The sequence below is a fragment of the Streptomyces sp. NPDC037389 genome (genome assembly GCF_040636475.1).
GTDB classification, from domain to species: Bacteria; Actinomycetota; Actinomycetes; order Streptomycetales; family Streptomycetaceae; genus Streptomyces; species Streptomyces hesseae.
The window spans coordinates 69,841-96,005 of record NZ_JBEZUS010000009.1; the positions used below are offsets into that span (position 1 = coordinate 69,841).

The 26,165-nt window shown below is 71.8% G+C and carries 24 protein-coding genes and 2 tRNA genes; 8 read left to right on the top strand and 18 right to left on the bottom strand.

Annotated features, from left to right (window positions below; all coding sequences use genetic code 11):
* Positions 1–17 precede the first annotated feature (17 nt).
* Together hisN and AB0E98_RS20920 are read left to right on the top strand one after the other, a co-directional pair.
* A complete protein-coding gene (gene hisN, locus AB0E98_RS20915; protein ID WP_311614420.1) occupies positions 18–824 on the top strand; it encodes a histidinol-phosphatase in 807 nt (268 codons plus the stop codon).
* 211 nt (positions 825–1,035) lie between these two features.
* Positions 1,036–1,443, top strand: a complete 408-nt coding sequence (locus AB0E98_RS20920; RefSeq protein WP_361704694.1) for a CBS domain-containing protein — start codon at positions 1,036–1,038, stop codon at positions 1,441–1,443.
* A gap of 105 nt (positions 1,444–1,548) precedes the next feature.
* On the opposite strand, the gene AB0E98_RS20925 is transcribed toward AB0E98_RS20920, so the two are convergent.
* The gene (locus AB0E98_RS20925) at positions 1,549–3,024 is read right to left on the bottom strand and encodes a catalase (protein ID WP_361704697.1); all 1,476 of its coding nucleotides are present in this window, start codon (positions 3,022–3,024) and stop codon (positions 1,549–1,551) included.
* 160 nt (positions 3,025–3,184) lie between these two features.
* Between AB0E98_RS20925 and AB0E98_RS20930 the strand changes: the two genes are divergently transcribed.
* Positions 3,185–3,601, top strand: coding sequence for a Fur family transcriptional regulator (locus AB0E98_RS20930; RefSeq protein ID WP_311614417.1), 417 nt, complete (start codon positions 3,185–3,187; stop codon positions 3,599–3,601).
* A gap of 40 nt (positions 3,602–3,641) precedes the next feature.
* Here AB0E98_RS20930 and AB0E98_RS20935 read toward each other — a convergent pair.
* The 4 genes from AB0E98_RS20935 to AB0E98_RS20950 form a co-directional block, all read right to left on the bottom strand.
* Positions 3,642–3,715: transfer RNA gene (locus AB0E98_RS20935), tRNA-Met, on the bottom strand.
* A gap of 90 nt (positions 3,716–3,805) precedes the next feature.
* The gene (locus AB0E98_RS20940; RefSeq protein ID WP_361704701.1) at positions 3,806–5,779 is read right to left on the bottom strand and encodes a tetratricopeptide repeat protein; all 1,974 of its coding nucleotides are present in this window, start codon (positions 5,777–5,779) and stop codon (positions 3,806–3,808) included.
* A gap of 247 nt (positions 5,780–6,026) precedes the next feature.
* Positions 6,027–6,100: transfer RNA gene (locus AB0E98_RS20945), tRNA-Met, on the bottom strand.
* A gap of 45 nt (positions 6,101–6,145) precedes the next feature.
* Positions 6,146–9,034 (bottom strand): UPF0182 family protein, encoded by a 2,889-nt coding sequence (locus AB0E98_RS20950; RefSeq protein WP_361705262.1) that lies wholly within the window; start codon positions 9,032–9,034, stop codon positions 6,146–6,148.
* A 191-nt stretch (positions 9,035–9,225) separates the two neighbouring features.
* Here AB0E98_RS20950 and AB0E98_RS20955 point away from each other — a divergent pair, with 191 nt between their 5' ends.
* Positions 9,226–9,810: a PPA1309 family protein gene (locus tag AB0E98_RS20955; RefSeq protein WP_361704704.1), complete on the top strand. Its 585-nt coding sequence runs from the start codon at positions 9,226–9,228 to the stop codon at positions 9,808–9,810.
* A gap of 38 nt (positions 9,811–9,848) precedes the next feature.
* Here the strand turns inward: AB0E98_RS20955 and AB0E98_RS20960 are convergent, their stop codons facing one another.
* The 4 genes from AB0E98_RS20960 to AB0E98_RS20975 all read right to left on the bottom strand — a co-directional run bounded on the left by AB0E98_RS20960 (position 9,849) and on the right by AB0E98_RS20975 (position 13,263).
* Positions 9,849–10,937 carry a PDZ domain-containing protein gene (locus AB0E98_RS20960; RefSeq protein WP_361704707.1) on the bottom strand — a complete coding sequence of 363 codons (1,089 nt, stop codon included), beginning with the start codon at positions 10,935–10,937 and terminating at the stop codon, positions 9,849–9,851.
* Between the two features lie 85 nt (positions 10,938–11,022).
* Entirely contained in the window at positions 11,023–11,196 is a 174-nt protein-coding gene (locus AB0E98_RS20965; RefSeq protein WP_164737834.1) for a hypothetical protein, read from the bottom strand.
* Positions 11,197–11,391: 195 nt separating this feature from the next.
* A complete protein-coding gene (locus tag AB0E98_RS20970) occupies positions 11,392–11,883 on the bottom strand; it encodes a molybdenum cofactor biosynthesis protein MoaE (protein WP_361704710.1) in 492 nt (163 codons plus the stop codon).
* Between the two features lie 213 nt (positions 11,884–12,096).
* Positions 12,097–13,263, bottom strand: coding sequence for an SDR family oxidoreductase (locus AB0E98_RS20975; protein ID WP_311614412.1), 1,167 nt, complete (start codon positions 13,261–13,263; stop codon positions 12,097–12,099).
* A gap of 204 nt (positions 13,264–13,467) precedes the next feature.
* Here AB0E98_RS20975 and AB0E98_RS20980 point away from each other — a divergent pair, with 204 nt between their 5' ends.
* Both AB0E98_RS20980 and AB0E98_RS20985 read left to right on the top strand, forming a co-directional pair.
* The gene (locus tag AB0E98_RS20980; RefSeq protein WP_361704712.1) at positions 13,468–14,928 is read left to right on the top strand and encodes a zinc-dependent metalloprotease; all 1,461 of its coding nucleotides are present in this window, start codon (positions 13,468–13,470) and stop codon (positions 14,926–14,928) included.
* The gene (locus AB0E98_RS20985) at positions 14,925–15,446 is read left to right on the top strand and encodes an NUDIX hydrolase (protein ID WP_361704715.1); all 522 of its coding nucleotides are present in this window, start codon (positions 14,925–14,927) and stop codon (positions 15,444–15,446) included. Before AB0E98_RS20980 ends, AB0E98_RS20985 begins: the two co-directional genes overlap by 4 nt.
* A gap of 71 nt (positions 15,447–15,517) precedes the next feature.
* On the opposite strand, the gene AB0E98_RS20990 is transcribed toward AB0E98_RS20985, so the two are convergent.
* The 4 genes from AB0E98_RS20990 to AB0E98_RS21005 all read right to left on the bottom strand — a co-directional run bounded on the left by AB0E98_RS20990 (position 15,518) and on the right by AB0E98_RS21005 (position 19,489).
* Positions 15,518–16,276, bottom strand: a complete 759-nt coding sequence (locus AB0E98_RS20990; protein WP_361704717.1) for an AIM24 family protein — start codon at positions 16,274–16,276, stop codon at positions 15,518–15,520.
* A gap of 19 nt (positions 16,277–16,295) precedes the next feature.
* Positions 16,296–16,982 (bottom strand): AIM24 family protein, encoded by a 687-nt coding sequence (locus AB0E98_RS20995; protein ID WP_311614509.1) that lies wholly within the window; start codon positions 16,980–16,982, stop codon positions 16,296–16,298.
* Between the two features lie 32 nt (positions 16,983–17,014).
* Complete coding sequence (locus AB0E98_RS21000) at positions 17,015–18,787, bottom strand: TerD family protein (RefSeq protein WP_361704718.1); 1,773 nt, start codon at positions 18,785–18,787, stop codon at positions 17,015–17,017.
* Positions 18,788–18,892: 105 nt separating this feature from the next.
* Positions 18,893–19,489, bottom strand: coding sequence for a M48 family metallopeptidase (locus AB0E98_RS21005; RefSeq protein ID WP_361704721.1), 597 nt, complete (start codon positions 19,487–19,489; stop codon positions 18,893–18,895).
* A 244-nt stretch (positions 19,490–19,733) separates the two neighbouring features.
* On the opposite strand from AB0E98_RS21005, the gene AB0E98_RS21010 reads away from it, so the two are divergent.
* Together AB0E98_RS21010 and AB0E98_RS21015 are read left to right on the top strand one after the other, a co-directional pair.
* Positions 19,734–20,939: a ThiF family adenylyltransferase gene (locus tag AB0E98_RS21010; RefSeq protein ID WP_361705264.1), complete on the top strand. Its 1,206-nt coding sequence runs from the start codon at positions 19,734–19,736 to the stop codon at positions 20,937–20,939.
* Positions 20,932–22,296, top strand: a complete 1,365-nt coding sequence (locus tag AB0E98_RS21015; RefSeq protein WP_361704724.1) for an AarF/ABC1/UbiB kinase family protein — start codon at positions 20,932–20,934, stop codon at positions 22,294–22,296. The genes AB0E98_RS21010 and AB0E98_RS21015 overlap by 8 nt, the downstream gene beginning before the upstream one ends.
* A gap of 32 nt (positions 22,297–22,328) precedes the next feature.
* Here AB0E98_RS21015 and AB0E98_RS21020 read toward each other — a convergent pair whose 3' ends face one another.
* The 5 genes from AB0E98_RS21020 to AB0E98_RS21040 form a co-directional block, all read right to left on the bottom strand.
* Entirely contained in the window at positions 22,329–22,541 is a 213-nt protein-coding gene (locus tag AB0E98_RS21020) for a hypothetical protein (protein ID WP_361704726.1), read from the bottom strand.
* A 92-nt stretch (positions 22,542–22,633) separates the two neighbouring features.
* Positions 22,634–22,954, bottom strand: coding sequence for a hypothetical protein (locus AB0E98_RS21025; RefSeq protein ID WP_361704728.1), 321 nt, complete (start codon positions 22,952–22,954; stop codon positions 22,634–22,636).
* Positions 22,951–23,313 carry a WhiB family transcriptional regulator gene (locus tag AB0E98_RS21030; protein WP_229351036.1) on the bottom strand — a complete coding sequence of 121 codons (363 nt, stop codon included), beginning with the start codon at positions 23,311–23,313 and terminating at the stop codon, positions 22,951–22,953. The genes AB0E98_RS21025 and AB0E98_RS21030 overlap by 4 nt, the downstream gene beginning before the upstream one ends.
* A 131-nt stretch (positions 23,314–23,444) precedes the next feature.
* Complete coding sequence (locus AB0E98_RS21035) at positions 23,445–23,735, bottom strand: hypothetical protein (RefSeq protein WP_361704731.1); 291 nt, start codon at positions 23,733–23,735, stop codon at positions 23,445–23,447.
* Between the two features lie 146 nt (positions 23,736–23,881).
* The gene (locus AB0E98_RS21040; protein WP_361704734.1) at positions 23,882–26,089 is read right to left on the bottom strand and encodes an ATP-dependent DNA helicase UvrD2; all 2,208 of its coding nucleotides are present in this window, start codon (positions 26,087–26,089) and stop codon (positions 23,882–23,884) included.
* Between the last annotated feature and the right edge of the window lie 76 nt (positions 26,090–26,165).

Sequence of the window (26,165 nt, forward strand, 5' to 3'; positions counted from 1 at the left end):
CGGGTAGTGTGCGTGGCATGTCCGATTACCACGATGATCTGCGTCTGGCCCATGTCCTGGCGGACGCCGCCGACGCGGCCACCATGGACCGGTTCAAGGCTCTCGACCTCAAGGTCGAGACCAAACCGGACATGACCCCGGTGAGCGAGGCGGACAAGACCGCCGAGGAGCTGATCCGGGGCCAGCTCCATCGCGCCCGGCCGCGGGACGCGGTGATGGGCGAGGAGTTCGGCATCGAGGGCTCGGGCCCGCGCCGCTGGGTGATCGACCCGATCGACGGCACCAAGAACTATGTGCGCGGAGTGCCGGTCTGGGCGACGCTGATCTCCCTGATGGTGCAGACCGAGTATCAGGGCGAGATCGGTTACGAGCCGGTGGTGGGCCTGGTGTCGGCGCCCGCGCTGGGCCGGCGCTGGTGGGCGGCGAAGGGGGCGGGCGCCTACACCGGGCGCAGCCTGACGTCGGCCAACCGGCTCCAGGTCTCCCGGGTGGGCCGGATGGGGGACGCGTCGTTCGCCTACTCCTCGCTGAGCGGCTGGGAGGAGCGCGGGATGCTGCCGGGCTTCCTGGAGCTGACGCGCGCCTGCTGGCGGACGCGGGGCTACGGCGACTTCTGGCCGTACATGATGGTCGCCGAGGGGTCGGTGGACATCTGCGCCGAGCCGGAGCTGTCGCTGTGGGACATGGCGGCGAACGTCGTCATCGTCGAGGAGGCGGGCGGCCGCTTCACGGGGCTGGACGGGCGCCCGGGGCCGCACAGCGGCAACGCGGCGGCGTCGAACGGGCTGCTCCACGACGAGATGCTGAACTACCTGCGGCGGTAAGCACTCCGGAGCGTCCTAAACCCACAAGGCCGTCGTAAAAATCTGGCAAAAATCACCCTCGTTCAGGCCTTGTTGGCACTCTTGACGGTGTGTGACGATGACAGCCTCCCGGGTTTGTGAACTTGTGAAGTCCGGTGTTTCCTGCTGGAGTTCACGGTTCCGGGAACGTTCCGGGAACGCATCGCAGTCCACCAAGGAGGTGGCTACGGCCATGCTCGTCCGCGACGCCATGAGCACGGTGGTCCTCACCATCGGCCCCGCGCACACCCTCCGCCAGGCCGCCCGGCTGATGTCCGCCCGCAGGGTGGGCGCGGCGGTCGTCCTCGACCCCGACACCTATGGGCTCGGGATCCTCACCGAGCGGGACATACTCGACGCGGTCGGGGCGGGCCAGGATCCCGACCGCGAGACCGCCCACGGCCACACCACCACCGACGTCGTCTTCGCGACCCCCGAGTGGACCCTGGAAGAGGCGGCGGCCGCGATGACGCGCGGCGAGTTCCGGCACCTGATCGTCCTCGAACGCAGCGAGGCGGTGGGGGTCGTCTCGGTGCGCGACATCATCCGCTGCTGGCTGCCCGCGCGCCGGCGCACGCAGCCGGCGGCGGTCTCCGCATGAGCGGAGGGACGTGAGCCGACGCGGAGAAGGCCTGGGGCAGGCCGAAGAGGCCGGAGCCCCTTGGCGTCCGGCCTCTTCGGTTTGTACGGCAAGCGTCCAGGGTCGTCAGCCGCGCAGGGCCTGGACGGCGGCCTCCAACCGCTTGCCGTAGTCGGGGTCCGCCTGGCGGAAGTTGCTGATCGCGCGCTCGGCGATGTCGTCGCGCGACACCTTGGCGATGAAGCCGGCGAGGTTGGCGATCAGGCGCTCCTTCTCCGCCTCCGACATCAGGCGGTAGAGGTTGCCCGCCTGGACGAAGTCGTTGTCCTCGGCGTGCGAGGGAGCGACGTGGTTGCCGGTGGCCCCGGTGACGGGCACCGGCTGCCACAACGGCCGGTCCGTCTGGAAGGGGCCGCCGAAGCTGTTCGGCTCGTAGTTCTTCGCGCCCTTGTGGCGGCCGTCGTAGAGGAAGCCGTCACGGGAGTGGGTGCGCGCCTCGGTGGCGTGCGGGCGGTTCACCGGCAGGTGGTCGGCGTTGATGCCGACGCGGTAGCGGTGGGCGTCGCCGTAGGCGAAGAGCCGGCCCTGGAGCATCTTGTCGGGGGACGGGCCGATGCCCGGCACGAAGTGGGCCGGCGAGAAGATCGACTGCTCGACCTCGGCGAAGATGTTCTCGGGGTTGCGGTTGAGCTCCAGCCTGCCGATCTCGATCGGCGGGTAGTCCTCGTGCGGCCAGACCTTGGTCAGGTCGAACGGGTTGAAGCGGTAGTTCGCCGCCTCGTCCGCCGGCATGATCTGCACCTGGACGGTCCAGGTCGGGAAGTCGCCGCGCTCGATGGCCTCGCGCAGATCGCGCTGGTGGCTGTCGGGGTCCTCGCCCGCGAGCTTGTTGGCCTCGTCCTGGGTGAGGCTCTTGATGCCCTGGTCGGTCTTGAAGTGGTACTTGACCCAGAAGACCTCGCCGGCCTCGTTGCTCCACTGGTAGGTGTGGGAGCCGTAGCCGTTCATGTTGCGGTACGAGGCGGGGATGCCGCGGTCGCCGAAGAGCCAGGTCACCTGGTGGGTGGCCTCGGGCGACAGGCCCCAGAAGTCCCAGACGTTGTCCGCCTCCTGCGAGCCGGTGTACGGGTCGCGCTTCTGGGTGTGGATGAAGTCGGGGAACTTGATGGCGTCCTTGATGAAGAACACCGGGGTGTTGTTGCCGACGAGGTCGTAGTTGCCCTCTTCGGTGTAGAACTTCAGCGCGAAGCCGCGGGGGTCACGGACCGCGTCCGCCGCGCCGAGGTTGCCGGCGACCGTCGAGAACCGCAGGAAGGTCTCGGTCTCCTTGCCCACCCGGGAGAGGAACTTCGCCCGGGTCCAGCGGGTGACGTCGGCGGTGACGGTGAAGGTGCCGTAGGCACCGGCGCCACGGGCGTGCACGACGCGCTCCGGGATCCGCTCGCGGTTGAAGTGCGCGAGCTTCTCCATCAGCAGCTGGTCCTGGATCAGCATGGGGCCGCCGGCGCCCGCGCTCTCGCTGTTCTGGTTGTCCGCGACCGGAGCACCGGACTCCGTGGTCAGCGGGCCCGTCACCGTTGCCGCCTCGCCGTTCGTCGACACGTACGCCTCCGTCGTCAGATCGTCTGTCCCTTGGCCTGAGCCGAGATCGATCCTACATTGGACTTTGTCTAAGTCAAGATGCGGACGATACAAATATGGGATCCAGTGGTGGACAAGGCCCGCTGCTACGCTGGTCCTATCTGACTGATAGGTGAATGGCATGAGTGACCTGCTGGAACGGCTCCGGGGCCGCGGCTGGCGGCTGACCGCGCAGCGACGCGTCGTCGCCGAAGTGCTCGACGGAGACCATGTGCACTACACCGCCGACGAGGTGCACGCCAAGGCCGCCGGCCTGCTGCCCGAGATCTCGCGCGCCACGGTGTACAACACGCTCGGCGAGCTGGTCTCCCTGGGCGAGGTCCTCGAGGTGAGCACGGACGGCCGCGCCAAGCGCTACGACCCCAACGCGCACCACGCCCATCAGCACCTGGTGTGCTCCCGGTGCGGCACGATCCGCGACGTCCACCCCTCCGGCGACCTGCTGGGCGACCTCCCGTCCGAGGAGCGCTTCGGCTTCCAGGTCTCCGCCGTCGAGGTGACCTACCGCGGCATCTGCCCGAACTGCGCCACGGCATGACGAAAGGCCCGGATCCAAGGATCCGGGCCTTTCGTTTCAGTAGCGGGGACAGGATTTGAACCTGCGACCTCTGGGTTATGAGCCCAGCGAGCTACCGAGCTGCTCCACCCCGCGTCGATGCACTTACTCTAACCCGTCCGTGACCGCTGATGCAAACGCCCTTACGAGCCCGCTTACGTCACGGTGCGGCCACCGGGCGCCGCCCTACGCACTGAGCTCCTGCTGGAGCGCGTCCCGCAGCCGGGCCGCGCGTTCGGCGACCTCCGCCGGGCCGAGCTCGACCGCCTGCGCGCACCACAGCCGCCCCTCGGCGAGGTCGCCGCGCCGCGCCGCGAGCAGGGCGAGCCGCAGCGCGGCCCGGCCGTGCCCGGCCTCGGCGGCCCGGGCCCACCACAGCGCGGCCTCCTGCTCCCGGCCCTCACGGGCCAGCAACAGCCCGAGGTTGAAGGCGCCGTTGCGGCTGCCGGCCTGCGCGGCCTCCCGGTACCAGTGGGCGGCGGCGGCCGCGTCGCCGCGCTGGGCGACCAGCATGCCCAGGCGCACCTGGGCCCGCCGGTGGCCGTGCCGGGCGGCGCGTTCGTACCACTCCTCGCACTCGCCGCGGGTCTCGTCGTCGCGATCGAGCAGGGCGCCCAGCCGGAAGGCCGCCTCGGCGTTGCCGCCCCTGACGGCGATCCGCAGATGGCGCTCCGCCTCGTAGGTGTCCTCGGCGCCGCCGTCCCGCAGCAGGGCCATGGCGACCTGGAGTGCCGCGTCCGTGTGCCCGGCGGCCGCGGCGCGCTCGTACCACTGGAAGGCCAGGTGCTCCTCGTCGCGGCCGGTGTAGAGGATGCCCAGGTTGAAGGCGGCGTCCACGCTGCCGGCCTCGGCGGCCTTGGAGAACCACGGCTCGGCGCCGGCCGGGTCGCCGTTCTGGAGCAGCAGGACGGCCAGCGCGTTGGAGGCCTCCTTGTGCCCGGCGTAGGCGGCGCGGCGGTACCACTGCTCGGCCTGGGCGGTGCGGCTCTGCTCGGAGCAGAGCAGGCCGAGGTTGTACGCGCCGTTGATGTCGCCCGCGTCCAGCGCGGCGCGGTACCAGCGCTCGGCCTGCTGGGACTCGCCCCGGTCGGCGTGGAGGGCGCCCAGGGCGTTGGCGGCGTTGCCGTCGCCCTCCTGGGCGGCGCGGCGCCACCAGATGGCGGCGCTGTCGCTGTCCCCGGCGTCGCGCAGCAGGAAGCCCAGGGCGCAGGCGGCGCGCGGCTCGCCGTCCTTGGCGGAGGTGAGGTACCAGCGCGCGGCCTCCTGGGTCTCGCCGCGCCCCTCCAGCAGGGTGCCCAGGTGCAGGGCGGCACGGCGGTGGCCGCGGGCGGCGGCCTGCCGGTACCACTGCTCGGCCTCGCCGGCGGGGCCGTCCTGGCGGCGGCCGCCCGCGGCCGCGGCGCGCAGCTCGCGCACGGAGGTGTCACCGCCGGCGACGTTCACATGGCGGCCGCCGGTGGGCGGGCCGAGGCCGGCGGCGAGGCCGTTGGCCGCGTCCTGGGCGGCTCGTGGCGCCCGGCCGTCGAGTATCCGCGCCAGCCGGTACGCGGCCTCGCGGTGGCCGCGCTCGGCGGCGGAGCGGAACCAGCGCTCCGCGCCCACGTCGCTGCGGTGCTCCAGGAGGTCCGCGAGGGCGTACGCGCCCAGCGCGTGCCCGGACTCGGCGGACTGCCGCAGCCAGTACTCGGCGGCGGGCTCGTCGCCGCGCTCGCGGTGGTAGCGGCCCAGGGCGTGGGCGGCCGCGGCGGAGCCCGCGACGGCGGCGACGCGCCACCAGGTGGCGGCCTCGTCGGCGTAGCCGCGCTGGTGCAGCAGGACGCCGAGGTTGTTGGCGGCGGAGCGGTCGCCCTCGGCGGTGGCGGCGCGCAGATGACGCTCGGCGCCGTCGAGGTCGCCGCGGCGCAGCAGGAGGGCACCGAGCCTGCTCAGGGATGCGGGGTCCCCGGACTCGGCGGCACGGCGGCGGGCCGTCTCCAGCTCCAGGTCGGCCGCCTCGGTGGCACAGGAGGACTCGGATCCCTCCCGCGTCCCGGCGGTCCCCAGCGGCCCCCCCGGGCCGGACGACGACGGGTCCTGATCATCCCGGTGGCTCCCGTCCCCGGGAGCCTCTACAAGCCGACGTGTTTCCAACAGCCTCGCCTTGTCCCCCATAAGTCCCATCGTCGCACTCCCGCAACCTGCGTACACCACGAATACCGCAGTCAGTGAGGTCACTTCAGCGTTTTGTCGACTTCCCGACTTCCCGACACGGCGGTGCCCCAAACTCTAATCAAAAGCCCCGCACACAACCCGCACAGACCACCCGGACAGCCGACAGCGGTCTCGCGCACGGCACTCGGGCGGCCGTCGGGCGGCCCGGTACGCGAACAAGGCCCGGAGTCCTGGGACTCCGGGCCTTGCCTTTGAGTAGCGGGGACAGGATTTGAACCTGCGACCTCTGGGTTATGAGCCCAGCGAGCTACCGAGCTGCTCCACCCCGCGTCGTTGTGGCACAACTGTACCACGACGACGCGGGGGGCGGGACGGTCAGCTGCCGGGCTTGGTGCCGGCGGGCGCCGCGGCCTCGGCCTTGGCGATCCGGTCGAGGGCGGCCTTCAGATCCTGCTGGGCCTTGCCGTAGGCGGCCCAGTCCTTGTTCTCCAGCGCCTTCTGCCCCGCGTCGAAGGCGTCCTGAGCATCCTTCACGGCCTGCTTGACCGTGGGGTTCTCACTGGCCGGGGGCGTGGGGCCCTCGGTGGGCGGCTTGGTGCCGGGCGCTGGGCTCTTCACCTCGAACACGGCGTCGAGGGCCTTGCCGAGGTCGTCCTCGAAGGCGGTCTTGTCGCCGTAGGTGACCAACACCTTCTTCAGACGCGGGAAGTTGGAGCCAGCGCCGCGCACATAGACCGGCTCCACGTAGAGGAGGCCGTCGTCCAGCGGCACGGTCAGCAGGTTTCCGTACTCGATCTCGGAATCGCCACGCTTCAGAATATTGATCTTATTGGCGATCTCGGGGTCGCCGTTGAACTTGCTCTGGACCTGCTGGGGACCCGAGGTCGTGGTCTCCGACGGCAGCTTCAGAATTCTGATCTTTCCGTAACCGGAGCTCTTGGCATCGGCGTCGACGGCCATGAAGGCGCCCAGGTTCTCCCGGCTCTTCGGCGTGAACGTCGTCGTCAGCGAGAAGGCCGACGCCGGCTGGCCCGGCATCCGCATGCTCAGGTAGTACGGCGGGACCGCGTTGCCCGACTTGTTGGTCGGGTCGTCCGGGACCTGCCAGCGCTCACTGCCGGTGTAGAACGTACCGGGGTTGGTGACGTGATAGCGGGTCAGCAGTTCGCGCTGCACCTTGAAGAGGTCCTGCGGGTAGCGCAGGTGGTCCAGCAGACCGGCGCTGATCTCGCTCTTCGCCTTCACCGTGCCCGGGAAGGCCTTCATCCAGGTCTTGAGCACCGGGTCCTTGGTGTCCCACTGGTACAGCTTCACCGTGCCGTCGTAGGCGTCCACGGTCGCCTTGACGGAGTTGCGGATGTAGTTGACCTGATTCTGCTGCGCCACCACCGCGCGCTGCCCGGTGGTCAGCGAATCGGCCGTGGAGTCGCCGAGCGTGGTGCGCGAGGCGTAGGGATAGCCGTTGGTCGTGGTGTACGCGTCGACGATCCACTGAATGCGCCCGTCGACCACCGCCGGATAGGCGTCGCCGTCGATCGTCAGCCACGGGGCGACGGATTCGACGCGCTCCTTCGGGGTGCGGTTGTACAGAATCCGCGAGCCGTCGCCGATGGCGCCCGAATAGAGGATCTGCGGCTCGCCGAACGCCACCGCGTAGGCGGCCCGGTTGACCGGATTGGCGAGGCTGACGCCGCTCTTGCCCTCGTAGCTGTAGCTCTTCTCGCCGCTGTCGCCGGAGTAGTCCAGCTCCTTCTGCGGGCCGCCCACGATGGAGTACTGGGTGGTCTTCTCGCCGTAGTACACCCGCTGCTCGTACTTTCCGAGCGCGCCCTTGGTGGGCAGGTCCCGCTCGGTGAAGGCGGGGTCGCCCTCGCCGACGGCGGTGGTGCCCTTGGCGGTGATGGCGCCGTAGCCGTGGGTGTACTTGAAGTGGTCGTTGATCCAGTTGCGCTCGGGGATGCCGTTGATGTTCAGCTCGCGCAGACCGATGACCGTGTCCTGCTCCTTGCCGTCGACCTTGTAGCGGTCGACGTCCAGCGTGGAGGGGAACTGGTAGTAGCCCTTCACCTGCTGGAGCTGCTGGAAGGTGGGCGAGACGATGTTCGGGTCGAGCAGGCGGATGCTGGCGGTGGAGTCCGCCGCGGCGCGCAGCCGCTCCTTGTCCTGCTGGCTCTTGCCCTTCAGGTCGCTCTTGCCCACGTAGTCCGTCACCTCGGACCCGTCGATGCCGTAGGCCTCACGGGTCGCGGTGATGTTCTTCTTGATGTAGGGCGCTTCCTTGGCCTGCTCGTTCGGCTGGACCTGGAACTTCTGCACGATCGCCGGGTAGAGCCCGCCGATCAGCACCGCCGAGAGCACCATCAGGCCGAAGCCGATCACCGGCAGCTGCCAGGTGCGCCGCCAGAGCGTCGCGAAGAACAGCACGGCACAGATCAGCGCGATGATGAACAGGATCGTCTTGGCCGGCAGATAGGCGTTGGCGTCCACATAGCGCAGCCCGGTCCAGCCCTCGGTGGACTTCAGGCCGCTGGACTTCACGGCGAGCCCGTAGCGGTCCAGCCAGTAGGCGACCGCCTTCAGCGTCACGAAGACGCCGAGCAGTACGGACAGGTGCCCCGTGGCCGCCGCCGTGGCCCGGCCGCCCGGGCTGGTGAGCCGCAGACCGCCGTAGAGGTAGTGCACCAGGGCGGCGGCGATCAGCGACAGGACCGCCGCCGCGAAGCCGAAGCTCAGCAGGAAGCGGTACCAGGGCAGGTCGAAGGTGTAGAAGGAGATGTCCTTGTGGAACTGCGGGTCCCGCTGCCCGAAGGGCACGCCGTTGACCCACTGGAGCCAGGTGCGCCACTGGCCGGCGGCGGACGCGCCCGCGACCAGGCCCACCAGCGACGTGACCGCCAGCAGCACCCACCGCTTGTAGGGGGCGATGCTCATCCGGTAGCGGTCGAGGCTCTGCTGCTCCATGGACATCGCGCTCAGCGGCGGCCGCAGCCGGTGCGCCAGCCAGATGTTCGTTCCCACCGCCAGGGCCATCAGCAGGCCGAAGACGGCGAACAGGCCGATCTTGGTGCCGAGGGTGGTGGTGAAAACGGAGGAGTAGTCGACCGAGCGGTACCAGAGCCAGTCGGTCCAGAACCCGGCGAACATGACGAAGAGCATGGCCAGCACCGCCAGCACGCCCAGGGTCATCAGCAGGGTCCGGACACGCCGGGACGGTCGGCCGACTCTGATCCGTGGCCCGGACGGGCCTCCGCCGCGGTCCGGCATCTGGAAAGCCAAGGTGCGCACCTCGAAGTTCGCTGTCGATGAAGCTTGTCGATCGAGCTCGACCGAGCCGCTGTGAAGCTTGGGGAACGAGCTGTCGATCAGGCCCACGCGATAGTAGGACCCACTGTGGCAACTTACCGACGCTTTACTCGGTTCCCGTTTTCGGGCTCGGTCAGGGCACGATATTGACCATGTCCAGCAATACCGGTTCGAACCTTCCCGGCTCCCAGGAGCCCAGCGTCCCCATGGCGGCCAGCCCGCTCACCCGTGCCGTGCTCGAGATCGACGAGTACGCCTCCACCCTGGGCTGGGATCAGCCCGCGCGCCTGTTCGCCCTGGTCGACACGGCCCGGCTGCGTTCCCAGGAGCCCGGTCTGGCCGCCCAGCTCGGCCTCGACGACGAGGCGTCGGCCAGCGCCTCCTTCACCCCCATCGAGCAGGAGGAGCTGCCCAAGGGCACCGCCCTCGACAAGTTCCTGGGCACCATCGCCTGGCCCGACCCCGTGGTGGGGTGCGCCCTGACCGTGGAGCGGCTGATGCTCCCGCCGTCCGCCGAGGCGTCCGTGCCCCACGGCCTGAAGGGGAAGCAGCTCGCCGCGTGGGTCGCCAAGCACCCGGACCGCCAGGAGGTCCGGATGACGGTGGCCGTGCTGCGTGACGGCGCGCGCGAATCCGCCATCCGGCTGCGCGAGAAGGACTCGCCGACCGAGGTCCTCACCGGTGCCGACCTGGTGCCGGGCCTGGCCGAGGCGCTGGCCGCCACCTTCGAGGACTAGAAGCCCCAAGCGCCTGGAGGGCTCCGCGAGGGGGCCGGTCAGCCCGTCTTGCACCGGGGCAGGCCGGCCGTGTCCCCCTTGCGGAGCTTCTCCAGCGACTGGAGGGCGTCCTTGATCGCGTCGACCTTGATCAGGGTCAGGCCCGACGGGGTGTCCTTGGCGGCGGCCGCGCAGTTGTCCTTGGGCGTGAGGAAGTAGCGGGCGCCCTTGTCGCGCGCCCCGACCGTCTTCATCTCCACGCCGCCGATCGGGCCGACCTTGCCCTCGTCGTCGATCGTGCCCGTACCCGCGATGAACTTCCCGCCGGCCAGATCGTCCGGCGTGAGCTTGTCGACTATCCCCAGGGCGAACATCAGCCCGGCGCTGGGACCGCCCACGTCCGCCAGCTTGATGTTGATCGTGAACGGGAAGGTGTGGTCCGTACCGGCCTGGATGCCGACGATGGCCCTGTTGTCGTCGGGGGCCTTGTTGGTGACGAGAGTGACCGTGTCCTCGGTCTTCGGCTCCCGCTTCTCCTTCTCCGCGGCGGCGGCTTCCTTGGCGGGAACGACCCGGAACGTCACCTTTTCACCGGGCTTGTGCCGGGTGACCAGCTTGGCCACGTCGCCGGGCTGCTTGATCTCCGTGCCGTCGACGGACTTGATCACGTCTCCGGCGTGCAGCGTCCCCTCGGCGGGGCTGCCCTTGACGACGGACGACACGACGATCCGCGAGCCCACCGGGATGCCGAGCTGCTTCAGGGCGGCGACCTTGGCGCTCTCCTGGGATTGGCTGAACTCCTCCGCCGTCTCCTGGTTCAGCTCGTCGGGGGACTTGTCGTCCGGGTAGAGCGTGCTGTGCGGGACGACCAGGTTGTCGTGGGCGAGCCAGCCCCAGACCGCCTCGACCAGGTTCATCCGGTACTGCGAGCCGGTGACGCGGACCGTCGTCATATTGAGATGGCCGGTGGTCGGATACGTCTTGCGCCCGGAGATCTGGAGCACCGGCTCACCACCGTGCTCACCCAGGGTGTTCACCGTCGGCCCCGGGGACATCTCCGCGTAGGGCACGGGGATCAGCACGCCTGCGCAGAGCAGCGCGATCAGCATCAGGAGGGAGGCGAGCATCGTCGCTGTCCGGCGGGGCATGGAACGACAGTACGGGACCGGTCCGACAGCCCCCTCCCGGGGCGGTCCGTCCGGGGCAGATATGGGAACTCTCCGACGACTTCGGTCAGCTCGCCGGACCGGATCCGGACTCGGCCCGTTCCATCGCCTCACGGAACTTGGCGTAACCCGCCAGCTCCGCGACATCCCCGGACTTGCGGTTTCTGGCTGCCCAGCTTCCCCAGAGCGCGGCCACCACGGCCGCCGCAGCGGGAATCAGCAACCAAGCGAGCGCCGCCATGCCGGCCTCCGACCCCTTACGCAATCGCCATTAACCGATGAGCAGATTAATCATCTTCGGTCTCAACGCTTACGTCAGGGGGCCGGTTACGCAACCAGGGACGGCCCAATAGTGGCCAGCTTCGGACACCGGGGCGCCTACCGCGCCCCCACCCTCCCCCGGCTACCGCTGGGCGGTGCCCCCGGGCCGACGGCGCTACGCGCCGACCCATTCCTCTGTCCCGTCCGCGAAGGTCTGGTGCTTCCAGATCGGCACCTCGCGCTTGAGATCGTCGATCAGTCGCCGGCACGCCTCGAAGGCCTCCGCCCGGTGCGGGCACGAGACCGCCACCACCACCGCCAGGTCCCCCACGGCCAGCTCCCCCACCCGGTGGACGGCGGCCAGCGCCCGCACCGGGAAGTCGGCCGCGACCTTCTCCGCGACCCGGCGCAGCTCGGCCTCGGCCGTCGGGTGCGCGGAATAGCCGAGCCCGGTGACGTCCGCGCCGCCGTCGTGGTCCCGGACCGTGCCCACGAAGAGGGCGGTGCCGCCCGCCGCGGCGTCGCCGACCGCCGCGAAGACCTCGTCCACGGACAGCGGGGTCTCCCTGACCGCCAGGAGGCGTACGGGGTCCCCCGCGGCGAGCTCGCCGGGGTGGTCGTCGTGCGTATGGGGGCGGGGCGTGCCGGAGGGCGGGTGAGGTGCCATGGAGCCAATCGTGCCGTATGCCCACGGCCGGCGGTCGTGGCGATTCCACCAGCGCCCGCGCGAGGCGCCCTGTGCGGTTCTACGGGCCCCGACGGCCCCACCCGGACCGGGAAGTCGCTCACGCCCCTTCCGGCCGCGCAGGGCCCCTCCACGGGCCCGTACGCCCGTACATCCGTGCCCGCGGGCTCCCGTGCGAACCGCTACAGCCGACCGTTACAGCCGGCGGCGGGCCTTGCGGGCCCTGCGCACCAGGGCAGCGGTGCCCAGCAGCGCGACGGTCGCGCCGGCGGCGCCCGCCGCGGTGGCGTCCTTGCGGCCCAGGCGGCGGCCGGCGACGGTGTGGCGGCCGGCGACCTCCTCCAGCAGCTCGGCGAGGACCTCCTCGTTGGTCCACCGGGGCCGCCAGCCCGCGTCGTGCAGCCGGTGGCCGCTGACCACCCAGGGGTGCATCGTGTACGCGAGGTCGCCCGCCGGGGACGGGGTCAGCCCCAGCCGGTGCAGCCGGGAGGCCGCGCCGAGGGCGACCGCCGAGGGCAGCTCCATGCGGCGGATGCCGGTGAGCTCCTCGACCTCCTCCTGCTCCAGCCAGCCGTCGCAGCCGACGGCCAGCTCCCCCTCCGCCTTCTCCAGGGCGGCGAACTCCAGCGCGCTCACCAGGTCCTCCACATGGCAGAACTGCCAGGTCGGCCGGGATCCGGCGACCACCAGGAGGCGGGGCGACTCGAAGTAGCGGGTCAGGGCCGTGTCGGTGCCGCCGACCAGGACGGCGGGCCGCAGCACGGTGACGTTCAGGCCGGGGTGCGCCCGGGGCGCTCGCCTGGCCAGCCGCTCTATCTCCAGCAGGTCTCCCACGCCCGTCGCCTCGGCGGTGGCGCGCAGCTCGGCGTCCTCGGCGAGCGGTACGTCGTTGTCCGGGTGCGCTCCGTAGACCATGGCCGAGGTGCACAGCACCACCCGGTGCACCCCGGCGGCCGCCGCGGCGGTCAGCACGGTCTGGGTGCCCCGCACGTTGTAGGCGGTGCGGGCGGCGGCGTCGCCCTCCAGGTCGAGGTCCAGCGCGAGGTGGACGACGACGTCGGCGCCGCGCAGCTTCTCGGCGATCGCCGGGTCGCGGACGTCCAGGACGTGCCACTGGGCCTCGGTGACGTCGCCGCGGCGCTCGTCGATCGCCACCACGTGCTTGATCTCCTCGGACGCGGCGAGGCGCCGCGTGAGCAGCGCTCCGACGCCGCGTGCGGCACCGGTGACCGCGACGACGGGCCGGCGGCCGCGCGCGGGCATGCCGCGCGGCGCCAGGGCACGCGGGATCGCGCTCTCGCGCGCGGAACCGTTTCGCGCTGCGCGAACTTCTCGGTCGGCTTCTCGGTCGGGGGAACTCACCGGGCGTCTCCAGCGGTTGTCTTCAGTACGTATGTGCCATCACGTTTGTCATGACGCGTACGTACCAGGTGACGTCCATCCTGCCGCAGGCCCCGGACGAGCGGAGCACCAAGCCCGGATAGCGGCGGGGTGTCTACGCTTGGTGGTGTTGTCGGGCATTCGCCGCCGGTCCGGAGCCGGCGGCCCTACGAGCCGAGGAAACCCGTGAGTGACACCCCATTCGGATTCGGTCTTCCGCCGGAGGAGCCGGAGAACGGCGACGACGGCAAGAGGAAGGGCGGTGGCCAGGGAGGCGGCCAGGGGCCCGCGAATCCCTTCGGGTTCGGCGGGCTCCCCGGCGGCGGGGACAACCCCTTCGCCGCGATGTTCGGCTCCATGAACCCCGGTGATCTCGGTGCCGCCTTCCAGCAGCTCGGGCAGATGCTCTCCTACGAGGGCGGCCCGGTGAACTGGGACATGGCCAAGGACATCGCGCGCCAGACCGTCGCCCGTGGCACCGCCGACGGTTCCAAGGACGCGAGCGTCACGGACGGCGAGCGCGCCGCGGTCGAGGAGGCCGTGCGCCTTGCCGACCTGTGGCTGGACGGCGTGACGTCCCTGCCGTCGGGCTCGGGCACGGCCGTCGCCTGGTCCCGCGCGGAGTGGGTCGAGGCGACCCTGCCCGTGTGGAAGGACCTGGTGGACCCGGTCGCCGAGCGCGTCGGCGCCGCCATGGGCGGTGTGCTGCCCGAGGAGATGCAGGCCATGGCCGGCCCGCTGCTCGGGATGATGCGCAGCATGGGCGGCGCCATGTTCGGCACCCAGATCGGGCAGGCCCTGGGCGTGCTCGCGAACGAGGTCGTCGGCTCGACCGACATCGGCCTGCCGCTGGGCCCGGCGGGCAAGGCCGCGCTGCTCCCGGTGAACATCGAGACCTTCGGTTCGGGCCTTGAGGTCCCGCAGGAGGAGGTCCGGCTGTACCTGGCCCTGCGCGAGGCCGCCCACCAGCGGCTCTTCGCCCACGTGCCGTGGCTGCGCTCGCATCTGTTCGGTGCCGTCGAGGGCTACGCCCGCGGCATCAAGGTCGACACGTCCAAGCTGGAGGACGTGGTCGGCCAGCTCGACCCCACCCACCCCGAGCAGCTCCAGGAGGCCCTCCAGCAGGGCATGTTCCAGCCCGAGGACACCCCGGAGCAGAAGGCCGCGCTGGCCCGCCTGGAGACGGCGCTCGCGCTGGTCGAGGGCTGGGTGGACGCGGTCGTGCACGCGGCGGCGGCCCCGCACCTGCCGTCCGCCGACCGGCTGCGCGAGACGCTGCGCCGCCGCCGCGCCTCCGGCGGCCCCGCGGAGCAGACCTTCGCCACGCTGATCGGCCTGGAGCTGCGCCCCCGCCGGCTGCGGGACGCCTCCCGTCTGTGGGCGTCGCTGACGGACGCGCGCGGCCTGGAGGGCCGGGACGGCCTGTGGGAGCACCCGGACATGCTGCCCACCGCCGCCGACCTGGACGACCCGGACGGCTTCGTCCACCGCGAGCACCTGGACTTCTCCGAGCTCGACAAGATGCTCGGCGAGGCCGCCAAGGGCCACGGGGCACAGACCCCGAAGCCCGAGGACGGCAAGGGCGAGTCCGGGAACGCAGAGGGCGAGCCCGGCTCCGGGGATGAAAAGGGCGAGTCCGGCAAGTGAGTCTTCACGAGAACGCGGCCCTCGTCCTCAAGGAATACGCGGACCAGCCGGAGCTGCGCGACGTCTATCTGGACCACCTCGCCGCCCACCCGGACGGCATGTGGAAGCCCTGCCAGGCGGGGCACGTCACCGCGAGCGCCCTGGTGATCGACCCCGCGCGCGGCCGGGTGCTGCTCACGCTGCACCGCAAGCTCCGGATGTGGCTCCAGATGGGCGGCCACTGCGAGCCCGGTGACGCCACGCTCGAGGAGGCCGCGCTGCGCGAGGCCACGGAGGAGTCCGGCATCGCGGGGCTGACGCTGCTGCCGGGCGGCCCGGTGCGGCTGGACCGCCACCCGATCCCGGCGCCGTGCAACTGGCACCTGGACGTGCAGTACGCGGCGCTGGTGCCGGACGGGGCCGTCGAGGCGATCAGCGACGAGTCACTGGACCTGCGCTGGTTCCCGTACGCCGAGGTGGGCTCGGTGGCCGACGAGTCGGTCGTCGAGCTGCTGCGCCGGACGCTCGGGCGCCTGTAGGCGACCCAGAGCGACGTAAGGGGCGGTCACCCATGGTGACCGCCCCTTACCTTGCCTCTGAGCGCGACCGCTCAGTTCGTCCAGATGTTGCCCTGGTTCTGGGCGTGGGCGCCGTGCTGGCCCAGACCGTACTGGGCCATGAGGCCCTGGCCGATCTCCGCGCCCTGCGGCGGCAGCAGTTCGCTGGGCTGCACCAGCGCGTAGCCATGGCCGGAGAAGCTGAGCTCCCAGCCCTCGCCCGTGCCGCCGCGGCGGCGCCACACACCGGACGAGGACGTCTGTGCCTGCATCTGCACCCGCAGCGACGCCGACCAGGCGACCACCGCGTCCGCGTCGGCGCTGACGACGCGGTCGGGAGTGACCTGGAGCATCAGCGGATGGCCGGAGGTCATCAGCGCGACCTTGCCCTGGCCGGAGATGTTCAGCTGGTACGCGCCCGTGCCGGAGATCCCGTACTGGCTGTCCACCGCGATGGTCTCCCAGTGGAGGCCGGAGTCCAGGGCCAGGACGTAGGCGCCGTCGACGGTCAGGCCGTCCCGGTCCACGTCCATGATGTGGACGTGCTGGGCCAGGTTGGCGAGGTAGACCGTGCCCTGGCCGGAGCAGCGCATCAGGTCCAGGCCCTCACCGGTGTAGGAACGGGAGTGCTGCTGGCCGCGCGTCTGGTACTCGGCGTCGAACTCGACCATGCCCTGGTAGGCGACCATCGAGCCCTTGCGGGCGAGGACGTCCTCGTGACCGGTGAGGGCGACCCGCAGCATCTGCGCGTTCTGAAGGGCGTAGCGGTCCTGCGTCTGGGTCTCGGCGTAGGCGAAAAGCGGGCTCTGCATGATGTTCTCGTTCTCCCCCTCAGCCCCGGGCCCGGAGCCGGTCGGTGCTGTCCTCGCTGGGCTGTACGACCACGAAGCCCTCGCCGGAGAAGCCCAGTTGGTAGGCCTCTCCGCTGCCGCGGCCGATCAGGGAGGACGCCTTGAAGCTGCGCTTGCCCTTCATCCGGAGGTTGCTGGACCAGGCGACGAGCGCGTCGGGGTCGACGTAGGTCTCGTCGTCGCCGCGGCCGCAGTCGACGACGATCGGTGTGCCGCGGGAGGTCAGCGCCACCCAGCCGGTGCCGCTGATGCCCACGTTGAACAGGCCCTGTCCGGCGAACTTCGCCATGCCCTTCACTCGCTCGACGCCCCACTGGAGCTGGGCGTCGAAGGCGAGGACGTTGGTGCCGTTCACGGAGAGGGACTCACCGTTGAGCTGGAGGCAGACGACGTCCGCCCCGTAGTCGGCGAGGTAGAGCAGACCGTCGCCGTGGCAGCGCATGAGGGGGACGCCCTCGCCGGTGAGCCACTGGGAGGCCATCTGCCGGACGGCGGGCGGGTTCGGGTCGTACTGGACGTAGCCCTCGTAGGCGACCATCGAGCCCGTGCGGGCGAAGAGGTCCTGGCCGGTCATCATGGCGACCTTGAGCATGCTGCTGCCGTGGTTCTCCATGCGCGGCCCCGACGGTACGGGGGCGGCGTGGCCCGGGAACGGCGGCTGGCCCATCGGCATCTGGTGCATGGTCATTTCGGCTTCCCTCAGACCTCGTAGGGCTGGACGACGATGAAGTTGCCGGGCGCGCCCCGGAACTGGAGGTTCACGGCCTCACCGCTGTGGCCCGGGTAGGAGGCGCGGCGCAGTCGCACCTGGCTGGAGATGATCACCTGGGCACCCGCCGACCAGGCCACGATGGCGTTGCTGTCGGCGAAGGTGGTGGGGGTGACGGGCAGCACCACGGGCGTGCCGTGGGTCTTGACGACGACGGTGCCGGTGCCCTGGAACTGCATGGTGAACAGCGCCCCGCCGGGGATGCCGTGGCCGTCGATCCGGCGCACCTCGTGGTGCAGCGACTCGTCGAAGGCGAGCACCGCGTCGGCGCTGACGCAGATCGCGTCGTTCTCCAGCTGGATGGGGTGGACGTGCGCGGAGTTCTCGGCGAGGAAGACCTGGCCGCGGCCGGTGCAGCGCATCAGCTGCATCTCCTGGCCGGTGGCGCCGCCGACGATGCGGCCCATGAAGCCGGCGCCCTTGTAGCCGAAGTCGACCTTGCCCTGGTACAGCACCATGCTGCCCTGCCGGGCGAGCACGGGCTGGGGGTCGGCGCCGAGGTCGACCCGGATGAGCTTGGAGTTCTGGAGCGTCCAGCGCTGTCCGGTGGGAACCTCGCGGTACTTGTCCAGCGCCGCCTGGACGCCGGGCACGACGGGCGGGGGCGTGCCGGGGGCCGCCGGGGCGTACGGGCCGGGGTGGCCCTGCTGGGCGGGGGCGTACGGGGCCTGCGGGGCGCCCGGGTAGGGCTGCGCGGGTGCGCCGGGGACGCCGGGCTGCCCGGGGGGCGGGGGCGGCGCGCCGTACGGCTGCTGCGCGGGGTACGCGTGGGCCGGCGCGGCGGCCTGCCGGCCGTACGGGGCGTGCTGCCCCGGAACGCCGGGCGGGCCGGGCGGCGGGACGACACCGGCGGGGGGCGTGTGGCCTCCGCCGGGCGTGTGGCCGGGGGGCGTGTGGCCGGGGGGCATGTGGCCGGCGCCGGAGAAGTAGCCGGGCGGGGCGATGGGCGCGGCGAGGGTGGGGGCGGCGTGCACCTGGGCCGCCGGGGGCGGGGTGCTGCCCGGCGGGGGCGCGAACCCCTGGGCGGGCGCCGGGGACTGGGGCGCTTGCTGGGCGGCGGCAGGCTGCTGCCCGGGCGGGGGTGCGAAGGCCGGGGGCGCACTGGACTGCGCCGGGGGCGCGAAGGCGGGCGCGGCGGCGGCCGGGGCGGGTGCCTCGGCCGGAGCGGGCTCCTCCTCCAGTACCTCGCCACCGAAGTTCGTCAGCAGCGCCTCAAGACCGCCGTCGAAGCCCTGACCGACGGCGGCGAACCGCCAGACGTCCTTGAGGTAGATGTCACCGAGCATTACCGCGCGCTCGGTGGTGAACTCCGTGCCCGTGAAGGAGTAGCGCGCCACCTCCATGCCACCCGCGACGACCCGGAGGTAGCCCGGGCCCGCCTGTGACATCTGGCCGGCGCCGTCCAGCGTCGCCGTGAAGCTGAGCTTGCGGATGTGGGCCGGGACGCGGTCGAGCGTGACCCGGAAGGACTCCGTGTCACCGGCCTGCTCGCCCAGCTGCTGGATGGCCTCCTCCGGCGACTTCGGCTGGTTGAAGAAGACGAAGTAGCGGTCGTCCGAAAGCTTCTCGTCGGCGTCGAGGCCGAAACAGCTGACGTCGAAGGTCAGGCCGGGGCCGCCGATCTGCACTCCCACATACAGATCCGTCCCCGCCGTCAGGTCACTGATCTTGGCCTTGTGGCCGCGCTGGAATTCCCTGGACATGCGTGACGCCCGTCCCCCATCCGTACCCGTGGTGAATGCGTTGCGCCAGGCTAACCGCTGGCGGCGACAGCCGCCGATCCCGGGGCGGCCCGGCTCACGGGCCCGTCACTCGCTGCGGGCCGACGGGAGGTGGGGCAGCCGGTCGGCGGCGACCACGCCCTCGAGGTAGCCCCGGGCGCGCTCGGTGCGCGGGTACGCCTCCAGGAGCCGCCAGAACTCCGGGCCGTGACCGGGGACGAGAAGGTGCGCCAGCTCGTGGAGGAGGACGTAGTCGACGACGTACTCGGGCATGCCCTGGAGACGGTGCGAGAGACGGATGCTGCCCTCGGCGGGGGTGCACGAGCCCCATCGGGTGTTCTGATTCGTGACCCAGCGCACGGAGGCGGGCCGGGCGCGGCCGTCCAGATACTGCTCGGAGAGGCGACGGGCCCGGTCGGCCAGCTCGGTGTCGCCCAGCATCCGCCGGCTCTCCTGCGCCGCGAGCTTGTCGAGCATCACGCCCACCCAGCGCCGCTCCTCCGCGTCCGACATCCGGGCGGGGATGAGCACGATCGTGCGGTCGCCCTCACGGTACGCGGAGACCGTCCTCCTGCGGCGCGTGCTCCGCCGGACCTCGACCGCGTCGGCCTCCTGGCCTCGGGAAAGCGGGCTCGGGGCGCTGCGCGGCGGTCTCGCGGCACTGTGCAGGGGGTCGACGGGCACGCCCCGACGTTACCCGCTGGCGGTACGGGAAGTCCCGCCCCTCCGTCGGTTGTCGGGGAAAGACCCCAAGGAGCGCACGGCTTGTACGACTAACGCCCCCTTCCTGTGGACAACGCCGCGCGGCCGACGGCCGCGGCGGGCAGGCTGTGGCACGGACGAGGGGGGAACCATGCAGACGACGACCACGATCACGACTGCGACCACAGCCACGACCGGGATCGGGCCGACCGGGATCACGCATCCGATGCTCAAGCCCGCGCTGCGCCGGGCCTGGCGCAGCCGGGACACGGTCCAGTTCGGGGTGGCCCCCGCGCACGCGGTGCTGCTGGGGCCGGTCGACACGGCGACGGGCTCCTTCCTCGGGCTGCTGGACGGGACGCGGGGGATGCCCCTGCTCCGTGAGGAGGCCCGGGGGATGGGACTGCCGGAGGGGCGGGCCGACGAGCTGGTGGGGCGGCTGGCGGCGGCCGGGCTGCTGGACGATCCGCGCGGGGGCGGAGCGGAGGCCGCCGCGCTGCGGGGCCGGGGCGGCGGCCTGGAGCGGCTGCGGCCGGACCTGGCCGCGCTGTCCGTGCTCCACTCCGAGCCCGGCGCGGCGCTGCGGGTGATGGCCGCGCGGCAGAGGGCGCGGGTGCAGGTGCGGGGCGCGGGGCGGGTGGGGGCGACGGTCGCGGCGCTGCTGTCCGCGTCGGGAGTGGGCCGGGTCGATGTACGGGACGGCGGCTGTGTGGAGCCGTGGGACGTCGCGCCCGGGGGTGTGGGCGCCGAGCGGACCGGGGAGCGGCGGGACGTCGCCGCGCGGCACGCCGTACGGCTGGCCGCGCCCGTGCCCCCACCCCGGGGCCGGGCGGGCGGCTCCCGGGGCGGGCGCGGGGAACGGGCGGCGGAGGGCACGGAGAAGCCGCTGGGGCTGGTGGTGTTCGCGCCGCGCGACGGTCTGGCGGCCTTCGCGCCGGACCCGGCGGCGGCCGAGGAGCTGATGGCGGCCGGGACCCCGCATCTGTACGCGGGGGTGCTGGAGGCCACCGGCCTGGTGGGTCCGCTGGTGCTGCCGGGCGGGTCGGCGTGCGCGGGCTGTATCGAGCGGGAACGGGCCGAACGGGACGCGGCATGGCCCCGGATGCTCGCCCAGTGGAGGTCCGGGCGCGTCTCGGGGGTACCGTCTTGCGACATGGCACTGGCCACGGTCGTGGCGGGGCTGACCGTGGTGTGGGCGCTCGCCCTTCTCGACGGTGGGGCCGCGCCGGGCGCCGGGGTCCGGCTGGAGCTGGCCCTGCCGGGTCCGGTCTGGCACCCCCGGCCCGTCGCACCGCATCCGCGGTGTCCGTGCGGTGCCGCGGCCCGGGGCGACGGGATGTCCAGGGGTCGCGGAGGTGGCGCACGGGAGAATGACCCGGTAACCGCCGTCCGAGGCGTGGCTGTTCAGCTAGTTGGAGGGGCGCATGTCTGATCTACCCCGCAAGGCGGTCACGCGTACCGTCAAGTTGGCCGCGCTGCCATTGGGGTTCGCGGGGCGCACGGCGCTCGGGCTGGGGAAGCGCATCGGTGGCCGCCCGGCGGAGATGATCGCCGCCGAGTTGCAGCAGCGTACTGCGGAGCAGCTCTTCTCGACCTTGGGGCAGCTCAAGGGGGGTGCCATGAAGCTGGGGCAGGCGCTGTCCGTCTTCGAGTCGGCTCTCCCCGAGCAGATCGCCGGACCCTACCGGGCGGCGCTCACCAAGCTCCAGGAGGCGGCTCCCCCGATGCCGGTGGCCTCGGTGCACGCGGCGCTGGCGGAGCGGCTCGGCGAGGACTGGCGCGAGCTGTTCGAGGAGTTCGAGGACAAGCCGGCGGCGGCCGCGTCCATCGGGCAGGTGCACCGGGCCGTCTGGCACGACGGGCGCGAGGTGGCCGTCAAGGTGCAGTATCCGGGAGCGGGTGACGCGCTGCTCTCCGATCTGACGCAACTGGGCCGGTTCGCCAAGCTGCTGGGGCCGCTGGTGCCCGGGATGGACCTCAAGCCGCTCATCTCCGAGCTGCGCGACCGGGTGTCGGAGGAGCTGGACTACGAGCTGGAGGCGCGGGCCCAGAGCGCCCACGCCCGGGAGTTCGCCGGGGATCCCGATGTGACGGTGCCGGACGTCGTCCACCACGGGGATCAGGTGCTGGTGACGGAGTGGCTGGACGGGGTGCCGTTGTCCGAGGTGATAGCGGACGGCAGCCAGGAGATGAGGGACCGGGCCGGGCAGTTGCTGGCGCGCTTCCTCTTCTCGGGCGCGGCCCGCACCGGGCTGCTCCACGCCGACCCGCATCCGGGCAACTTCCGGCTGCTGACCGGGGACGCGCCCGACGGCCCGCCGGAGAAGTGGCGGCTGGGGGTGCTGGACTTCGGCACGGTCGACCGGCTGCCGAGAGGGCTGCCCGTCGAGATCGGCACGGCGCTGCGGCTGACCCTTGAGGGCAAGGCGGACGCGGTCCATGAGCTGCTGCGCGACGAGGGCTTCGTCAAGCCGGAGATCGAGCTGGACCCGGGGGCGGTGCTCGACTATCTCCTGCCCATCATCGAGCCGGCGCAGGTGGAGGAGTTCACCTTCACCCGGGACTGGCTGCGGGCGCAGGCGACCCGGATCGCCGATCCCCGCTCCCCCGCGTACCAGCTGGCCAGGCAGCTCAATCTGCCCCCGGCCTATCTGCTGATACACCGGGTGACGATGAGCACCATCGGGGTGCTCTGCCAGCTGGGTGCCACGGTACGGCTGCGTGACGAAATGGAGGCGTGGGTGCCCGGTTTCACCACCGACGAGCGCAGTCAGGACACTTCCGCCTGAGGGCGGTCCGGGGCGCCCCGGTCCGTCCCGGCTCACCACCAGGACGAGTCGAGGCGCCCTTCGATAGCTCTGAGGTTGGCGCGGGCACAGTCGTCACAGAAGTAGTGGCGGCTGCCGTTCTCGACGGAGCAGATCCAGGTCGGCGGCGGTGTCCCACCCGGTGCCGGGGCGCCACAGCGAGCGCACGCTACGGGCCTGTCGGCCTTGGGGTCCAGCCGCGCGGATTCATGCGTCTTGCGGTCCACTCCCAGACGATATCCCCGTGAGCGGGCCCGGCGTGGGTGGCGCACCCGAACGGGGTGCGGGGCCGGTCCGAAAGGACCGTCCCCGCGGTGGCTCACTGCATCACGGCCATCGCCAGGGCCCGGCGGGCCCGCAGCGAGGCGCGCTCGGCGCGGCGCTGCATCCGGCGGGCGGCGGCCAGCCGCACGGCCCTCCGTTGGGACTCGGCCTCCCTCAGCCGGTCGTGCATATGAGCCCTGGCCAGGGCTTCTGGGATGAGTTGCATGGCGTGGTTCCTGTTCTGGCGCGAGGCGGTCGCGCCGGTGCGTTCATGGGTGGTGCCGGGGGCGAATGGCTCGGAGGTGGGGTGCATCGTCGGGTCCTGCTTCTTGGGGTCGTGCGTCGGAGGGCGGTCGATGGTGCCGATGGCGGTCATGCGCTGACCGGGTTCTTGCGCGGACGACCACGGGGACGCTTGCGGGCGACGACCACACCCTGGACGAACAGCTCGCCACCCCAGACGCCCCAGGGCTCGCGGCGGTCCTTGGCCCCGGCGAGGCAGGCGGCGCGCAGCGGGCAGGTCTGGCAGAGGGACTTGGCGTACTCGACGTCGGCCGGGGACTCGGCGAAGAAGACCTCCGGGTCATAGCTGCGGCAGGGCACCGGGACGCCGAGGTTCTCAATGGCCTCGTCGAGGTCGGTCAGGGCGGTCAGCGGGGTCAAGGTGTCCTCCGTGGGGACGGGCGGGGGGATCAGGTCGGTCGCTACGGACGGGGTGTGCGCCTTGAGTTGCACGGTGGTGTTTCCTCGTCTGTTGTTCCGGCTGGTGGCCGGGCTGGTTTCCCCCGGCTGGGGGGCAAACAAAAGGGCCGCGGATCCCGGTGTGGGTTCCGCGGCCCTGGAAGGTGCCGACCTGATCATGCCGATCAGGCTGGATCTCTCCAGGGTTCGAGCCCACGGAAGGCCCACGTCTTGGGAAGGTGGTGCGCTGCGTTCAGGGATCCGGCGCCATTGGCGACCGCCGCGACGGCATAGGCCTGGTGCGCCTGTGCCTCAGCTGCTGCCCTTACCTCGGATCCCTTGGTCGGTCGCTGTTCCGGCCGGACCGGGGTGGCGCCGGACAGACCGGTGCCCTGGAAGGCGCCGAGGAAGCCGAGCATGGCGGCGGAGCCGATCTGGCGATCGGTCATTTTGTCGCTGGCCATAAAGCTGATCATTGTCTCCGCCTCCTCTCGGCGTCTCGGGGGACCGCTGTGACACGGTCCAAGTTTTCGGTTTCAGTACAGCACGGAATCAACGGAACCTGAAAGGCCCGTCGCTTCCCTGCTCGGAAGGCTATGGGCACTGCCTCCACACGCGCAAACTATTTTTCCGGAGTTTCTTGGGAGGTGTCCTGGGACACATCCGTCGAGCCCGGATCTTCGCCCGCGCACAGGGCGAGAACGTCGGCTCCGAACTTCCCGAGCTTCCGTCCTCCGACACCTGAGATGCTCGCGAGCTCCGCTTCGGTTCCCGGAACGGCCTCGGCGATCGCGAGAAGCGTCTTGTCGGTGAAGACGCAGAAGGCGGGCTGACCCAGCAGGCGGGCCTGCTCGGCCCGCCAGTCGCGCAGCCGTTCGTGGAGCGCCTCGTCGAGCTCGCAGGGGCAGTCCTCGCAGCGCATCAGTTTGATCTCGCCCGCGTCGGTCAGGGTCCGGCCGCAGACCCGGCACCGGGCGGAGCCGCGCCGTCTGCGCGCCCCGGCGCCCCGCTCGACGCCTCCCTGTCCGGCCGCGGCGGAGTAGGCCGGGCGGACGGCCGCGGAGCCCGGCCGCAGGCCGTTGAGGAAGCGGGTGGGCCGCCGGGAGGGCCGGCCGCCGGGTGTCCGGGACAGCGCCCAGGACAGCGACAGATGGACCCGGGCCCGGGTGACGCCGACGTAGAGCAGTCGGCGCTCCTCCTCCACCTGTTCGTCGGTCTTGGCGTAGGTGATCGGCATCATGCCCTCGGCGAGCCCCACCAGGAAGACGGCGTCCCACTCCAGACCCTTGGCCGCGTGCAGTGAGGCGAGCGTCACACCCTCCACCGTGGGCGCGTGCTGGGCGCTCGCCCGCTCGTCCAGCTCGGCGACCAGGTCGGCGAGGGTGGACTCCGGGCGGGCCCGGACGAAGTCCTCGGCGAGGCGCACCAGCGCCGCCAGGGACTCCCAGCGCTCACGGACCGCCCCCGAGCCCGCCGGGGGCTCGGGCGTCCAGCCCCGCGTGCCGAGGACGGCCCGCACCTGGGAGGGCACGTCGTCGACGCCGGCGAGCTGGGGGTCGGAGTGGCCGCCGGCGCGGGCCGCGCCCCGCAGCAGCAGCCCGGCCTCGCGCACCTCGGGGCGCTCGAAGAAGCGCTCGGCGCCGCGCAGCTGGTAGGGCACCCCGACGTCGGCCAGGGCCTGCTCGTAGATCTCGGACTGGGCGTTGACGCGGTAGAGGATCGCGATCTCGCTCGCGGGCACCCCGGAGTCCATCAGCTCCCGGACCCGGCGGGCCGTGCCCTCGGCCTCGGCGGGCTCGTCCGCGTACTCCCCGTAGACCGGCTCGGGGCCGCGGTCGCGCTGGGAGACCAGCTCCAGCCGGTGCTCGGCGGCCCGGCCGCGGGCCTGGGCCAGCAGCCCGTTGGCCAGGTGGACCACCTGGGGGGTGGAGCGGTAGTCCCGGACGAGCTTGACGACGGTGGCCTGCGGATGCCGGGCCCGGAAGTTCAGCAGGTGGTCGGGGGTGGCGCCGGTGAACGAATAGATCGTCTGACTGGCGTCACCGACCACGCACAGACTGTCGCGGTCGCCCAGCCACAGCTCGAGCAGCCGCTGCTGGAGCGGGCTGACGTCCTGGTACTCGTCGACCACGAAGTGGTGGTACTGGCGGCGGACGGTCTCGGCGATGTCGTGCCGGTCCTGGAGGACGCCCACGGTCAGCAGCAGCACGTCCTCGAAGTCGATCACGCCGCGCTCGCGCTTGAGCTGCTCGTACGTCCCGTAGACCAGGGCGATCTCGGCGGGGTCCCGGGGGGCCTCCCGGCCGGTCTTGGCGGCGACGGCCGGATAGTCCTCGGGGACGGTCTGGGTGACCTTCGCCCACTCGATCTCGGCCGTCACATCGCGCAGCTCATTGCGGTCGAGCCGGATCCGGCAGCGGGCCGCCGCCTCCGCCACCACCTGGACCTTGCGCTCCAGCAGCCGGGGCAGCTCGCCGCCCACCGCCTTGGGCCAGAAGTACTGGAGCTGGCGCAGGGCGGCCGAGTGGAACGTACGGGCCTGGACGCCGCCCGCGCCCAGCTGGCGCAGCCGGCCGCGCATCTCGCCCGCCGCCCGGTTGGTGAAGGTGACGGCGAGCACACTCGAGGGCTGGAGCAGACCGGACCGGACGCCGTAGGCGATGCGGTGGGTGATCGCACGCGTCTTGCCCGTACCGGCGCCGGCCAGCACGCACACCGGACCGCTCAGGGCCGTGGCGACCTCGCGCTGCTCGGGGTCGAGCCCGTCGAGCACCGCGTCGGCCGAGTCCGGCACCTGGGGGAAGAGAGTGGAGTGCGTTGCTGCTGTCACCCCGCCATGCTGCCAGGTCCGGCGGGGCAACCGGGAATGTCGTCCACAGACGGGGCAGGGCGGTCGTACTAATACG

Excerpts from the sequence above, each read along its gene's own strand:
- hisN (WP_311614420.1), top strand. The coding sequence starts at position 18 with ATGTCCGATTACCACGATGATCTGCGTCTGGCCCATGTCCTGGCGGAC.
- AB0E98_RS20920 (WP_361704694.1), top strand. The coding sequence starts at position 1,036 with ATGCTCGTCCGCGACGCCATGAGCACGGTGGTCCTCACCATCGGCCCC.
- AB0E98_RS20930 (WP_311614417.1), top strand. The coding sequence starts at position 3,185 with ATGAGTGACCTGCTGGAACGGCTCCGGGGCCGCGGCTGGCGGCTGACC.
- AB0E98_RS20940 (WP_361704701.1), bottom strand. The coding sequence starts at position 5,779 with ATGGGACTTATGGGGGACAAGGCGAGGCTGTTGGAAACACGTCGGCTT.
- AB0E98_RS20950 (WP_361705262.1), bottom strand. The coding sequence starts at position 9,034 with ATGCCGGACCGCGGCGGAGGCCCGTCCGGGCCACGGATCAGAGTCGGC.
- AB0E98_RS20955 (WP_361704704.1), top strand. The coding sequence starts at position 9,226 with ATGTCCAGCAATACCGGTTCGAACCTTCCCGGCTCCCAGGAGCCCAGC.
- AB0E98_RS20960 (WP_361704707.1), bottom strand. The coding sequence starts at position 10,937 with ATGCCCCGCCGGACAGCGACGATGCTCGCCTCCCTCCTGATGCTGATC.
- AB0E98_RS20965 (WP_164737834.1), bottom strand. The coding sequence starts at position 11,196 with ATGGCGGCGCTCGCTTGGTTGCTGATTCCCGCTGCGGCGGCCGTGGTG.
- AB0E98_RS20970 (WP_361704710.1), bottom strand. The coding sequence starts at position 11,883 with ATGGCACCTCACCCGCCCTCCGGCACGCCCCGCCCCCATACGCACGAC.
- AB0E98_RS20990 (WP_361704717.1), bottom strand. The coding sequence starts at position 16,276 with ATGCAGAGCCCGCTTTTCGCCTACGCCGAGACCCAGACGCAGGACCGC.
- AB0E98_RS20995 (WP_311614509.1), bottom strand. The coding sequence starts at position 16,982 with ATGGGCCAGCCGCCGTTCCCGGGCCACGCCGCCCCCGTACCGTCGGGG.
- AB0E98_RS21000 (WP_361704718.1), bottom strand. The coding sequence starts at position 18,787 with ATGTCCAGGGAATTCCAGCGCGGCCACAAGGCCAAGATCAGTGACCTG.
- AB0E98_RS21010 (WP_361705264.1), top strand. The coding sequence starts at position 19,734 with ATGCTCAAGCCCGCGCTGCGCCGGGCCTGGCGCAGCCGGGACACGGTC.
- AB0E98_RS21015 (WP_361704724.1), top strand. The coding sequence starts at position 20,932 with ATGTCTGATCTACCCCGCAAGGCGGTCACGCGTACCGTCAAGTTGGCC.
- AB0E98_RS21025 (WP_361704728.1), bottom strand. The coding sequence starts at position 22,954 with ATGACCGCCATCGGCACCATCGACCGCCCTCCGACGCACGACCCCAAG.
- AB0E98_RS21035 (WP_361704731.1), bottom strand. The coding sequence starts at position 23,735 with ATGATCAGCTTTATGGCCAGCGACAAAATGACCGATCGCCAGATCGGC.